The organism is Aquaspirillum soli (genome assembly GCF_054781915.1).
In genome coordinates this window covers 1-13562 of sequence record NZ_BAAGTM010000011.1, presented here as the reverse complement: position 1 = coordinate 13562, position 13562 = coordinate 1, and the positions used below count along the sequence as shown (strand labels likewise).

Sequence of the window (13562 nt, the reverse complement as noted above, 5' to 3'; positions counted from 1 at the left end):
GAGCCCGCATGAGCCTTGATTACCGTAAAACTGTAAACCTACTTGATACGCCTTTTCCGATGCGTGGCGATTTAGCCAAGCGTGAACCCAACTGGTTAGCGCAATGGCAACAACAACAGCGTTATCAAAAGCTGCGTCAACATGCAGCAGGACGGCCTAAATTTATCCTGCACGATGGCCCACCCTATGCCAACGGTGATATCCACATTGGCCATGCCGTGAATAAAATTTTGAAAGACATGATTGTGCGTTCAAAAACCCTCTCGGGTTTTGATGCCCCTTATGTCCCCGGCTGGGATTGCCACGGTTTGCCGATTGAACATCAAATCGAAAAATTGGTGAAAGGCGATAAAACAGCTGTTGCTGCGGCACCAACCATTCACGCCAAAATCGTTGAATACCGCCAAGTTCACGGTTTAGATGCCAAAGCAACTGATCTGCCAGCATCGTTTATCCGTGAGTTATGTCGTGATTACGCCGCAATTCAAATTGAGCGGCAGAAAAAAGACTTTATCCGCCTCGGTGTATTAGGTGAATGGGATAACCCCTATCGCACCATGAGTTATCACTCAGAAGCCGGTGAGATTCGTGCCTTAGGGCAGTTGTTTGCACAGGGCTATTTATTCAAAGGCCTGAAGCCGGTGTATTGGTGTTTTGACTGTGGTTCGGCATTGGCAGAAGCAGAGGTCGAATACCAAGACAAACACTCCCCGACTATCGATGTCGGTTTTCCTTGCGTGGAACCAGAAAAACTAGCACAGGCTTTTGGTTTAGCGGCACTACCTGCTGAAAAAACCGCCTATATGGTGATTTGGACAACCACACCGTGGACGATCCCAGCAAACCAAGCGTTAAATGTGCATCCTGAATTTGACTATGTGTTGTTGGACACAGAACGCGGTTTAGTGGTGGTCGCGGCAGAGTTGGCAGCGTCTGCGTTAAAACGCTTTGGCTTGGAAGGCGAAGAAATCGCCCGTTGTAAAGGCGCGGCCCTCGATCATTTACGTTTCCAACATCCTTTCTATGACCGCACTTCGCCAGTGTTCACAGGTGATTATGTGACATTAGATGCTGGTACCGGTGTGGTGCACAGCGCGCCAGCTTATGGCCTAGAGGATTTTGACTCCTGCCGTAAACACGGAATGAGCAATGATGAGATTTTAAATCCAGTAACCAGCAACGGTACCTACGCCAGCCAATTACCCTTTTTCGGTGGTCAACACATTTGGCAGGCCAATCCGCAGATTATCGAAAAACTGCGCGAAGTCGGTTGTTTATTCTCGGCGGAAAAAATTGAGCACAGCTATCCGCACTGCTGGCGCCATAAAACCCCTGTGGTCTATCGTGCAACGACACAGTGGTTTGTTGGGATGGATAAACAGGTAGAAGGTCGTTCACTGCGTGAACGCGCGCTGCAAGGGGTAGAAAATACCGCTTTCTTCCCAGCATGGGGACAAGCCCGTTTACACGCGATGATCGCAAATCGCCCTGATTGGTGTGTGTCGCGTCAACGTAACTGGGGGGTGCCCATTCCGTTCTTTTTACATAAAGAAACGGGGCAACCCCATCCAAACACCCTCGCTTTACTGGAAGAAGTCGCCAAGCGGGTTGAACAAGGTGGTATTAACGCATGGTTTGAACTCGATCCTAAAGAACTACTCGGTGACGAAGCAGCACAATACGACAAAATGCGCGACACTTTGGATGTGTGGTTTGATTCTGGCACCACCCATTACCATGTCTTGCGTGGCACCCATGCCGAGCATCTGACCTACCCTGCTGATCTCTACCTCGAAGGGTCAGACCAACACCGAGGGTGGTTCCACTCGTCGTTATTGACCGGTTGCGCCATGGATGGTCGCCCACCTTACGACCAGCTGTTAACCCACGGTTTCGTAGTCGATGGTCAAGGCCGTAAAATGTCGAAGTCGATGGGGAATGTGGTTGCACCGCAAAAGGTCAATGACTCGCTTGGTGCGGATATTTTGCGTTTGTGGACCGGCGCGACGGACTATTCTGGCGAATTGGCAATTTCCGACACGATTCTCAAAGGCGTGACGGACAGCTATCGCCGCCTGCGTAACACGCTGCGTTTCTTATTGGCCAACTTATCTGATTTTTCTCCCGCAACCGATGCCGTGGCCATCGAGCAGATGCTAGACATCGACCGTTACGCACTGGTGCGCGCCAAACAGCTCTCTGACCGTATCACGGGCGATTACTACCCACGCTATGCCTTCCACTTAGCAGTACAAGAAATTGTTGGCTATTGCTCAGAGGATTTAGGTGCGTTCTACCTCGACATCCTGAAAGACCGCCTCTATACCACCCAAGCCAACAGTGTGGCACGCCGTAGCGCACAGACGGCGCTGTGGCACATCACCCGCAGCCTATTGCTGCTGGTGGCACCTATTCTCTGCTTTACCGCAGACGAAGCGTGGGCAGTGTTAACGGGTGATGAGGAAGACAGCACGCTGTACCACATATGGCACGATATTCCACAACCAGCCGATGCCGAACAGTTAGCACAGGTTTGGCCTTTGGTACGTACGGTGCGCGCAGCAGTGAACAAAGAAATCGAAGCACAGCGCGAGGCGGGTAAGGTCGGTTCATCATTGCAAGCTGAGGTCACGCTTGTTGCCCCTGCTGCCGAATATGCCGCCTTAGCCACCTTGGCCGACGATCTCAAATTTGCTTTGATCGTGTCGCATACCCAACTGCTGGCAGGCGAGACCTTGCAAATCACCGTTACACCAACCAGCCACGAGAAATGTGAACGTTGTTGGCACCACACCGCTGATGTGGGACAACATGCCGAACATCCAACCTTGTGTGGTCGCTGTGTAAGCAATATCGCTGGCACAGGTGAGGTAAGAGCGCATGTCTGAGCTGCCCTCGGTAGCAACACCCCGTCAACCGCTACGCTGGTTCGGCGTGGCAGGGGTGTTATTGCTGTTAGATCAGGTGACCAAGCTATGGTTTGACAGCCAGTTGCAATATGGTGAAGTGCGCGAAGTCATCCCGCATGTCTGGAATTGGACGTTGCTCTACAACCCCGGCGCTGCGTTTAGTTTCTTGGCGGATGCAGGCGGCTGGCAACGGCACTTTTTCACGCTATTGGCGCTTGCCGTGGCCGCCGTGTTGAGTTGGATGCTAGTCAAGGGTAAGCAAAGTCGCCTGATGGATGCCTCCTGTGCCTTGATTCTCTCAGGTGCCATCGGTAACTTGATTGACCGTGTGCTATATGGCCATGTGATTGATTTTATCCAGTGGTATTGGCAAGACTTCTATTGGCCAGCGTTTAATATCGCAGATAGCGCCATCACCGTTGGTGCGGTATTGATGGTGTTAGATGGCTTCCGTTCTGGGAAAAATAAGGAATAAGGCGTGACAACTTCAATTATTCTGGCCAATCCCCGTGGCTTTTGTGCTGGCGTTGATCGCGCCATTGCAATTGTTGAACGGGCATTGGAACGCTTTGGTGCACCGATTTATGTGCGGCATGAAGTGGTGCACAACACCTTTGTGGTAGAAAACCTCAAGCAAAAAGGCGCTATTTTTATTGAGGATTTGGCAGAAGTACCAGAAGGATCCACGCTGATTTACTCAGCTCACGGTGTCCCTCTATCTGTCCGCCAACAGGCAGCTGAACGAGGTTTGCATGTGTTTGATGCCACCTGTCCTTTGGTGACCAAAGTGCATGTAGAAGTCAAAAAGATGCGTGAAGCCGGTTGTGAAATCATTATGATCGGTCATGCCGGCCACCCTGAGGTTGAGGGAACGATGGGGCAATCTGAGGGAGGCATGTATTTGGTTGAAACTGTGGCGGATGTAGCAGCTTTACAAGTCAACGATCCAAACCAATTAGCCTACGTCAGTCAAACCACCTTGTCTGTCGATGAAACGGCAGAAATTGTTGCCGCTTTGCGTGCACGCTTTCCGGCCATTCAAAGCCCGAAGAAAGACGATATCTGTTACGCCACACAAAACCGACAAGATGCGGTAAAAGCATTAACGCAGCAATGCGACATTGTGATTGTGGTTGGTTCACCGACCAGTTCAAATTCGAATCGTTTGCGTGAAGTCGCCGCCAGTCGCGGTGTAGCTGCCTATATGGTCGATCAGGCAGACGAATTACAAGCAGAGTGGTTTGTCGGTAAACACTCGATTGGATTGACTGCAGGGGCCTCTGCGCCTGAGGTCTTAGTGCAATCAGTGATTGCGCGGATGCAAAGCTTGGGCGTTGCGCAGATTACAGAATTGGATGGTGTCGAAGAAAACACCGTATTTGCACTACCAGCAGGATTACGCGAGGCATAAAAAAACCCGCCAGAAGGCGGGTTTTTCTCATGTCTGGAAAAGCTTAGGCAGTCTGAATATTGGAAGCCTGTTTTCCCTTAGGGCCTTGAGTCAGCTCGAAAGAAACACGTTGGCCTTCTTTCAGCGTTTTAAAGCCGTTCATGTTGATTGCCGAAAAGTGGGCAAACAGATCTTCACCACCGTCATCCGGAGTGATAAAACCATAACCCTTAGCGTCGTTAAACCATTTGACGGTACCAGTTGCCATTTGAAACTTCCTATCAATACAAAAACAGGGCGGTGGGATCCCCAAATAACACAGGTTAGAGCAGCATAAAAAGGGCAAGCCCTGTTTGTGTTGCAGACCTCATGCAATCCACCTGTGGGACGTTGTACGCGACTCTTGCCAGCCCGTCAAGTCATTGTGCATGATAATTTTGTGATTCCCCCGCAATCCCTTGAAAACAGGCAATATAAGGCCAAGATTGAAACTCGATCAGACAGGAAAGCAGTACGATGTCTAACCCACAATATCAAGACAATGTTGGCCTTTCGCCAGAAAAACAAAAACTACGACCACCACCGATGTATAAAGTGTTGTTGTTGAACGACGATTACACCCCTATGGACTTTGTGGTACAGGTTTTGCAGGAAATCTTTCATTTGGATCGGGAACGTGCCACACGTGTCATGCTCCAAGTCCATAATGAAGGCAGCGGTGTTTGCGGTGTGTTTACACGTGACATTGCAGAAACTAAGGTGATGCAGGTGCATGAAAGTGCACGCGCCCATCATCATCCCCTTAAATGCGTCATGGAGGAAAACAAATGATCGCCCAAGAACTGGAAGTCAGCCTGCATATGGCCTTCATGGACGCTCGGCAAAAACGCCATGAGTTCATCAGTGTGGAACATCTACTGTTGGCCATGCTAGATAACCCCTCGGCTGCGGATGTGCTGCGGGCATGTGGGGCTAATCTTGAGCAGATGCGGCAACAACTGACTCAATTTATCGAAGAACACACCCCGAAAGTGGAAGGGGATGATGAGGTAGAAACTCAACCTACCTTGGGTTTCCAACGCGTTATCCAACGTGCCATTTTGCATGTGCAATCCTCCGGCAAAAAAGAAGTGACCGGTGCCAATATTTTGGTCGCCATTTTTGGCGAGAAAGATTCACATGCAGTGTACTTCCTGCATCAACAAAACATCAGCCGTCTGGATGTGGTGAACTTTATTGCTCATGGTGTGAGTAAACAAAAATCCCCTCCGCCGGCCGAATCGCGCAACCACGACGATAACGAGCAAGAACAAGAAGGCAGCAGCAGCAACAGCCCGCTCGATGCCTATACGCAAAACCTCAACCAACAGGCGTTAGCAGGCAAAGTAGACCCACTGATTGGTCGCGATCACGAAGTCGAGCGCGTGATTCAAGTGTTGTGCCGTCGGCGCAAGAACAATCCTTTGCTGGTTGGTGAGGCAGGGGTCGGTAAAACCGCGATTGCCGAGGGTTTAGCGCGCCGTATCGTGCGTAACGAAGTGCCTGACGTATTACGTGAAGCAGTGGTCTATTCGCTCGATATGGGCGCATTGCTGGCCGGCACGAAGTATCGCGGTGATTTTGAACAACGTCTGAAGCAAGTGATTAAACAGCTGACGGAAGACGAAAACGCCATTTTGTTCATCGATGAGATTCATACCCTGATTGGAGCTGGTGCAGCCTCGGGTGGCACACTCGATGCCTCTAACTTGTTAAAGCCTGCTTTATCCAGCGGCCTGCTGCGTTGTATTGGCGCAACAACATATAACGAATACCGTGGCATCTTTGAAAAAGATAACGCGCTCTCCCGCCGTTTCCAAAAAATTGATGTTGTCGAACCCACAGTGGAACAAACCATTCAGATTCTCAAAGGACTGAAATCGCGTTTCGAAGCCCATCATGGGGTGAAATATACCGCGTCGGCGTTGAGTTCGGCAGCAGAGTTATCGGCACGTTATATCAACGATCGTCATTTGCCAGATAAAGCCATTGACGTGATTGATGAAGCGGGCGCCGCACAAAAAATCTTGCCTAAGTCACGGCAGAAGAAAGTGATTTCAAAGCATGAGATTGAAGAAATCATTTCTAAAATTGCGCGTATTCCAGCAAAAACCATCTCAAGTGATGACCGCAACACCCTGAAAACACTTGAGCGTGATCTTAAATCGGTGGTCTTTGGACAAGACAAGGCGATTGAAGCCTTATCATCGGCCATCAAAATGTCACGGTCTGGATTGGGCAATCCAAGCAAACCGATTGGAGCATTCTTGTTTAGTGGCCCAACTGGGGTCGGTAAAACGGAAGTGGCCAAACAGCTGGCGTATATCTTGGGCGTGGAGCTACTGCGCTTTGATATGTCAGAGTACATGGAACGCCACGCGGTCAGCCGGTTGATTGGTGCGCCCCCCGGCTATGTTGGGTTTGAACAAGGTGGCTTGTTGACTGAACAAATTACCAAACATCCCTACTCAGTATTGTTGTTGGATGAAATTGAAAAAGCCCATCCAGACATCTTCAACATCCTGTTGCAAGTGATGGACCATGGCACATTAACCGACAACAATGGCCGTAAAGCCGATTTCCGCAACGTGATTATTATCATGACCACCAACGCTGGGGCGGAAAGCCTGTCTAAAGCCACCATCGGCTTTACTAACAGTCGTGCGGTCGGTGATGAGATGGTTGATATTAAGCGTCTGTTTACACCCGAATTCCGCAACCGCCTAGATGCGATTATCTCGTTCCGGATGTTGGATGAAGAAATTATTCTGCGAGTGGTAGACAAGTTCTTGATGCAGCTTGAGCAGCAATTGGCAGAGAAGAAAGTGGATATTCACTTCTCAGACAAACTCAAACGCTATCTGGCACAGAAAGGTTTTGATCCACAGATGGGCGCACGGCCAATGGCGCGTTTAATTCAAGACTCGTTACGCAAAGCTTTGGCTGATGAGCTGTTGTTTGGTCGTCTGGTAGGCGGAGGTGAAGTCACCGCAGATTTGGATGACAACGAACGGGTGATTTTGCACTTCCCCGAAGCACCACAGTCAGCAGCACCCTCGGTGGAAGAAGCTGCTATCTAACGCAACACAAGCGCAACAAAAAAGCCCACCAATTGGTGGGCTTTTTGCTGTCTGGCGAATTAAGCAGAGGCTTTTTTCGCTGGCAGTTTTTCTTTGATACGAGCGGATTTACCGGAACGGTCACGCAGGTAGTACAGTTTGGCGCGACGCACATCACCACGGCGTTTCACTTCGATGCTTGCCACCAGCGGGGAGTAAGTTTGGAAGGTACGCTCAACGCCTTCGCCGGAGGAGATTTTACGCACGATAAAGGCGCTGTTCAGGCCACGGTTGCGTTTTGCAATCACCACGCCTTCGTAAGCCTGCAGACGCTCACGGTTGCCCTCTTTCACCTTCACTTGCACGATCACGGTGTCACCGGGGGCAAATTCAGGGATGGTTTTACCCAAACGAGCGATTTCTTCTTGTTCCAGTTGCTGAATCAAGTTCATGTTTTCAGTCCTTTTTTGTGGAATCTTGTTCCTGCTGATACTGTGCCAGCAGCCGAGATTCCTGTTTACTTAAAGTGCGTGCTAACAACAAATCAGGCCGTCGTTCTGCTGTACGTCCAAGCGATTGTTTTAATCGCCATTGGGCAATAGCAGCGTGATTGCCTGACAATAAAACTTCGGGCACAGCTTCCCCGTTGTACACTTCGGGGCGCGTGTAGTGTGGGCAGTCGAGTAGACCGCTGGCAAAAGAGTCTTGCTCTGCCGACTGATTGTCGTTAAGCACACCAGGCAGACGCCGCAAAATGGCATCCATTAACACCATGGCTGGCAGTTCCCCTCCCGACAACACATAGTCACCGATAGAAATTTCTTCATCGACATCTTGTGCAATCAAGCGTTCATCTACCCCCTCATAGCGCCCTGCCAATAGAATCAAACTCGGCAAAGTGGCCAGTTGGCACACCTTACTGTCTGTCAGCGGTTTACCTTGGGGAGAGAGATACACTACATGGGATTGTGCCGCAGTGGCGGCATATTGCCGTGCACGAGCAGCTTCAATCGCTTGATGTAATGGGTCTGCCATCATCACCATCCCTGGCCCACCCCCATAAGGGCGATCGTCGATGGTGCGGTAGTTATCATGCGCGAAATCACGCGGATTCCAGCTATGGAATGACCAAATTTTTTGTTCTAGCGCGCGACGGGTAATTCCATGCGCGGTAATCGCGTCGAACATCGCTGGAAACAGCGTAATGACATCAATGTGCATCGAGGTTTCGCCAATCAATAATCAGCTTGCCAATCGACGACGATAGTGCCCGCTTGGATATCGACTTCTAGTACATAAACAGCAACAAAAGGAATCATGATTTCTTGTTGTTCACTGTCTTCGAGCACTAGAACATCATTTGCGCCGGTTTCAAACAGCCGTGTGACCTTACCTAAGGTTTGACCCTCGCGGTTAATCACACTCAGGCCGATTAAATCTGCCCAATAAAACTCACCTTCCTCTGCGGCAGGCAATGCAGCACGTGGAATGGCAATCAAAGAACCCCGCAAGGCAAAAGCCTGATCGCGGTCGTTGATGCCTTCTAGCTGTGCTACGACGGCTTTCGGCTGAACAGCCCCGTCGAGAAAGGTATAGCGTTGCCATTGGCCGGGTTGACCTAACCACCATTCTGGGTAGTCGAATAAGCTGTCTGCGTATTCGGTTTCAGCGTGGATTTTGAGCCAACCGCGCACACCAAATGCACCGGAGACATAGCCCATGACGACTATGTCTGTATCAGGTGCTGGATTTTTCATCATCTGTGCTGTCATGCCGAATTAGGCAGCAGCTTTCTTTTCAAACTCTTTGACGATTTTGGCAGCAGAGTCAGACAACTGTGCGCCAACACCGAGCCAGTAGTTCAGGCGATCGAGAGCGATACGAGTACGTTCTTGTTTCTCGTTAGCGACAGGGTTGTGGAAACCGATGCGCTCGATAAAACGACCATCACGACGGCTGCGAGAGTCAGCGACGATGATGTTGAAGAAAGGACGATCTTTAGCACCGCCACGGGCAAGACGAATTACGACCATTTTTCAAAACCTTCCAAAAACCGATTGCGTAAAAGCCGAACATTCTACACAGAAAGTCCGGCTGCCGGCAAACGATGTTCGCACAATTAGTCCTCAATCAAGACCTTAGTGACCCAAGTCAGGGCACGATCTTCTGGATGAGGGTCGATTTTGAAGCCTAATTTACCCATTAGCTTCAACATGCCTTTGTTGTTGGCCAACACTTCACCGTACATGATTTTCAAGCCCTGCTGGCGTGCAGCGTCAAATAGACGCTCCATCATAATCACGCCAATACCGCGCCCTTGCCAATCATCGCCAACCACCAGCGCAAATTCACATGACTCATTGTCTGGATTCATAAAGTAACGCGAGGCTGCTAACTGTTGCGTTTTGCCCTCAATAGTCGCCACCATCGACAGCGCCATCTCACGGTCGTAGTCCAACTGGGTGAAGCGTACCAACACCGGACGCGACAATTCTTTAATGCTCGACATATAGCGATTAAAGCGGCTTTCCTCTGACAAGCTGCGTACAAACTCCTGCTGCATATCGGCATCTTCTGGACGCATCGGGCGGATCATCACTTCGGTTCCATCACGCAAGGTCATGTATTCCACTAAATCAGTGGGATACGGCATGATGGCCATATGACCGTAGCGACGGCGGTTGCCTTGTGGCGCACGAACAATAATTCGTGCATCCAATGCTAAAACCCCCTGTTCGTCGGCAATCAGCGGGTTAATTTCCATTTCATAAATGGCGGGCAATTCACACACCATTTCCGACACTCGCAACAAAGTCGCTTTTAGTGCCTCGCGGTCGATAGCAGGCATGTTCTTGAAACTGCCGAGGATACGATTCACGCGAGTGCCATCAATCATGCTGTTGGCCAAGTAATCATTCAGCGGTGGCAAGGACAATTTGCGATCGTCTAATGCTTCTGCCGCAATACCCCCTGCGCCGAAGGTCAACACTGGGCCGAAGGTATTATCATGGGTACAGCCCAACATCAGTTCACGACCGTATGGGCGTTTTACCATCGGTTGCACCATGATGCCGTTGATGTTGGCATTCGGCATTTTTTCACGGGCACGTTCAATAATTGCGCTGAACATGGCTCGCAGTGCAATTTCTGTACGGATATTCAGCTCGACACCGCCGACATCCGATTTATACAAAATATCGGGTGAGTCAATTTTCAACACCACTGGATAGCCGAAGGTTTGCGCCAATTCCACTGCTTCATCAGCCGTCCGTGCCAAACGGGCTGGATTGGTTGGAATGTGGAAGGCTTCTAGCACCATCTTCGATTCAATCTCACTCAATACCTCACGCCCTTGGTTCATTGCGGTTTCGATAATCTCGCGGGCGGCATGGATATTCGGTGGGGTCGCTTCTTCTTTGAGTGGGCCGGGGGTTTGTAATACCAACTGTTGGTTATGATGGAAGGCTGCCAAAGCACGGAACACTTCAATAGCAAATTCAGGCGTCCGGAAATGGGCAATTTTTTCACGGCTGAACACTTCGCGACTGGCTGCCACACGGGCATCGCCTAACCATGACATAAACAGCGGTTTTTGAATTTCTTTTTGCAGGCTGGCCATCAACTCAGCGGTGGCGAGATGATCTGTACCTGCTTGAGGGGTAAAGATCACCAAGATGCCATCGACGTTTGGATCTTGTGCCGCCACTTTAACTGCGGTACGGAAACGGGCAGGACTGGCATCACCGATGATGTCGATTGGATTACCCCGCGACCAATCTCGCGGCATCTCGTGATCGAGTTGGGCGAGGGTTTCAGGACTGAGTTGAGCCAGCGGTACGCCGTTGGAAATGGCGCTGTCGGCTGCCAAAATACCGGGGCCAATACCATTGGTCACAATCGCAATGCGACCACCTTGCGTACGATAATTGGCCGCCAGCACACGGGCGGCAGTAAATAATTGGGCAATGGTATTCACCCGCAGCACACCGGCGCGGGCCAAAGCCATATCAAATACGTCAGCATCATCAATCAGATGGCTCGATTCGGTGATACCGTTGAGGTGGGCATCACTGCGTCCCGATTTAATCACCACCACAGGTTTACTGCGCGCAGCGGCGCGTAGCGCACTCATAAAGCGGCGGGCATCATGGATATGATGGGTGTGAATCAAAATCCCCTGCGTGTTATGGTCGGCCACCAGATAATCGAGGATTTCACCAAAGTCGATATCCGACCCTTCCCCCATCGACACCACACTTGAAAAGCCCATTCCTTTGGCATCAGCCCAATCGAGCATGGCGGTACACAACGCGCTGGATTGTGCCACTAAAGCTAGGTTGCCACTCTTGACACGGCCAGCGTAGTTACTTGCGTTCATGCCAATGATCGGACGCATCAAGCCCAAGGTATTGGGACCGAGGACACGAATACCATATTTGCGTGCGCTGGCAACGGTTTCTTCGATCACTTCGGCTTCAAGCGGCTCAAAGTCGCCAAACTCTTTCACCAAAACAACGGCTTTGACCCCTTTTTTACCACAGTCTTTCACCACCGCTGGCCAAGTGCGGACTGGCGTAGCAAACACCGCCAAATCAACTGGCCCTTCGATCATCCGCACCGAAGACACCGCAGCAATACCCGCCACCAACTTGCGGTTGAGGTTAACTGGGTAGAGCTTGCCTTTGTAGCCAGAGACTAAGATGTTGGAAAAAATGGCCTGACCAATCGATCCGGCGGTGTCGCTGGCACCCACCACTGCAACCGCTTTTGGCGCAAACAGAGGGGTGAGATAGTGAGGTTTCATGATGTTTATTCCCGTATGAAGGTGGCTGGGGTGCGGGTTGCGTGTCCAGCCAAGTTTTTCGATTGTGCAATGCAGCAATTATGCGCTGAAAATAGAATTGATCACAAAAATGAATACCGCTTTGCCGGCTTTTGCCTAGCCGTGTTGTCGCTTTTTTGCTATGTTTGACCGCTTTATTTCGTCTTATTCCGCACATCGATACGTCGTCTGGCGGCATTTCAGGAGCTTCTTCATTATGAGCAAACGCGTTGTCACGCTCGCCCACTACTACACCACTCCCGAGATTCAAGGCATGGCCGACAAGGTGGGTGACAGTTTGGAACTCTCGCTCTTTGCCCGCGATGCCCAAGCAGACATCATTGTGTTTGCTGGCGTGCGTTTTATGGCGGAGACCGCCAAAATCTTGAACCCGCAAGCCGAAGTGATCTTGCCGGATGCAGGTTCCACGTGTTCTTTGGTGACACAAACCGATGTCAATGCCTTACGCGCTTGGCGTGAAAGACATGGTGATTATGTTCATGTCTCGTATATCAATTCTTCTGCCGAACATAAAGCTTTATCCGACTGGATTGTGACTTCACGCAATGTTGACGATATCATTGCGCATTTGTATGCCGAAGGGAAAAAAGTCATTTTCTCACCTGACCGCAATATGGGCGCCTATTTGAATTATCAATATGGGTATGATATGCCTTTGTGGAGTGCGGTTTGTGAAGTTCACGACAAATTTAATGAAGCAGCCTTACAAGCCGCTTTTGCGGAAGTCGAAGGCCCGTATTCTTTAATTGCTCACCCAGAGAGCCCCTTGCCTGTGCTGAAACAAGCGCACTATGTCGGTTCAACCTCTGGTATGTTGAATTGGGTAAAAGCCTATCAAGGTGCGGTGACAGCACCGATTTTTGTCGCCACCGAAGATGGTATTTTGTTCAATATGAGCCAAGCACGCCCTGACCTAGATTTGCGCCAAGCGCCGATTTACGCTGGTTGTCAGTGCAATTCCTGTCCTTACATGAAGATGAATACCATCGAAGCGGTGCGTCGGGCACAAGCAGGTGAGGGCACACGGATTGATTACCTCAGCGCTGAACAGATGGATGCGGCCCGATTGCCAATTGAGCGTATGCTGGAGTTCAGCCAGCGCTATTACGCCTAACAGAGCAAAACGTAAATAACCCGCGACTAAAGTCGCAGGCTTTATTGTGAAGCGCAGACATGGTTGCCCATATCCACACTCCCAACATCAGGCGTATTTACAGCCGCCCTTGGCGAGACGGCAGTCTCGCCAATGCGGGCAAGGTTCCGACTTGCATTCAAGTCGCTGTGCGCCCGCAGACCACAGTGAGGGCACTCGAAACGGTGTT

13 protein-coding genes are annotated in these 13562 nt (G+C 50.5%); 6 read left to right on the top strand and 7 right to left on the bottom strand.

Going from position 1 to position 13562, the window contains the following annotated elements:
• The first annotated feature begins 8 nt into the window (after positions 1-8).
• Genes ileS through ispH form a run of 3 tightly spaced genes read left to right on the top strand, consistent with a single transcriptional unit; the run spans position 9 to position 4320 of the window.
• Positions 9-2888 carry an isoleucine--tRNA ligase gene (gene ileS / locus ACYVJG_RS09880; protein WP_460430909.1) on the top strand — a complete coding sequence of 960 codons (2880 nt, stop codon included), beginning with the start codon at positions 9-11 and terminating at the stop codon, positions 2886-2888.
• On the top strand, positions 2881-3384 hold the full coding sequence (gene lspA, locus ACYVJG_RS09875) for a signal peptidase II (RefSeq protein WP_022652746.1): 504 nt from the start codon (positions 2881-2883) through the stop codon (positions 3382-3384). The genes ileS and lspA overlap by 8 nt, the downstream gene beginning before the upstream one ends.
• A gap of 3 nt (positions 3385-3387) precedes the next feature.
• Entirely contained in the window at positions 3388-4320 is a 933-nt protein-coding gene (gene ispH, locus ACYVJG_RS09870; RefSeq protein WP_460430908.1) for a 4-hydroxy-3-methylbut-2-enyl diphosphate reductase, read from the top strand.
• Positions 4321-4363: 43 nt separating this feature from the next.
• Here ispH and ACYVJG_RS09865 read toward each other — a convergent pair whose 3' ends face one another.
• Positions 4364-4567: a cold-shock protein gene (locus ACYVJG_RS09865; RefSeq protein ID WP_027405071.1), complete on the bottom strand. Its 204-nt coding sequence runs from the start codon at positions 4565-4567 to the stop codon at positions 4364-4366.
• Positions 4568-4815: 248 nt separating this feature from the next.
• Between ACYVJG_RS09865 and clpS the strand changes: the two genes are divergently transcribed.
• Together clpS and clpA are read left to right on the top strand one after the other, a co-directional pair.
• Positions 4816-5130 (top strand): ATP-dependent Clp protease adapter ClpS, encoded by a 315-nt coding sequence (clpS, locus tag ACYVJG_RS09860; RefSeq protein ID WP_460430907.1) that lies wholly within the window; start codon positions 4816-4818, stop codon positions 5128-5130.
• Positions 5127-7418 (top strand): ATP-dependent Clp protease ATP-binding subunit ClpA, encoded by a 2292-nt coding sequence (gene clpA / locus ACYVJG_RS09855; RefSeq protein WP_460430906.1) that lies wholly within the window; start codon positions 5127-5129, stop codon positions 7416-7418. Before clpS ends, clpA begins: the two co-directional genes overlap by 4 nt.
• A gap of 59 nt (positions 7419-7477) precedes the next feature.
• Here clpA and rplS read toward each other — a convergent pair whose 3' ends face one another.
• The 5 genes from rplS to ACYVJG_RS09830 form a co-directional block, all read right to left on the bottom strand.
• On the bottom strand, positions 7478-7849 hold the full coding sequence (gene rplS / locus ACYVJG_RS09850; protein ID WP_460430905.1) for a 50S ribosomal protein L19: 372 nt from the start codon (positions 7847-7849) through the stop codon (positions 7478-7480).
• A gap of 4 nt (positions 7850-7853) precedes the next feature.
• On the bottom strand, positions 7854-8618 hold the full coding sequence (trmD, locus tag ACYVJG_RS09845) for a tRNA (guanosine(37)-N1)-methyltransferase TrmD (RefSeq protein WP_460430904.1): 765 nt from the start codon (positions 8616-8618) through the stop codon (positions 7854-7856).
• Positions 8619-8632: 14 nt separating this feature from the next.
• Positions 8633-9154 carry a ribosome maturation factor RimM gene (gene rimM, locus ACYVJG_RS09840; protein ID WP_460430963.1) on the bottom strand — a complete coding sequence of 174 codons (522 nt, stop codon included), beginning with the start codon at positions 9152-9154 and terminating at the stop codon, positions 8633-8635.
• Positions 9155-9175: 21 nt separating this feature from the next.
• Entirely contained in the window at positions 9176-9430 is a 255-nt protein-coding gene (gene rpsP, locus ACYVJG_RS09835; RefSeq protein ID WP_460430903.1) for a 30S ribosomal protein S16, read from the bottom strand.
• A gap of 86 nt (positions 9431-9516) precedes the next feature.
• Positions 9517-12201 carry a bifunctional acetate--CoA ligase family protein/GNAT family N-acetyltransferase gene (locus ACYVJG_RS09830; protein ID WP_460430902.1) on the bottom strand — a complete coding sequence of 895 codons (2685 nt, stop codon included), beginning with the start codon at positions 12199-12201 and terminating at the stop codon, positions 9517-9519.
• Between the two features lie 235 nt (positions 12202-12436).
• On the opposite strand from ACYVJG_RS09830, the gene nadA reads away from it, so the two are divergent.
• Positions 12437-13354 carry a quinolinate synthase NadA gene (gene nadA, locus ACYVJG_RS09825; protein WP_460430901.1) on the top strand — a complete coding sequence of 306 codons (918 nt, stop codon included), beginning with the start codon at positions 12437-12439 and terminating at the stop codon, positions 13352-13354.
• Between the two features lie 41 nt (positions 13355-13395).
• On the opposite strand, the gene ACYVJG_RS09820 is transcribed toward nadA, so the two are convergent.
• A partial coding sequence (locus ACYVJG_RS09820) for a zinc ribbon domain-containing protein (RefSeq protein ID WP_460430962.1) occupies positions 13396-13562 on the bottom strand: 167 nt, incomplete at its 5' end.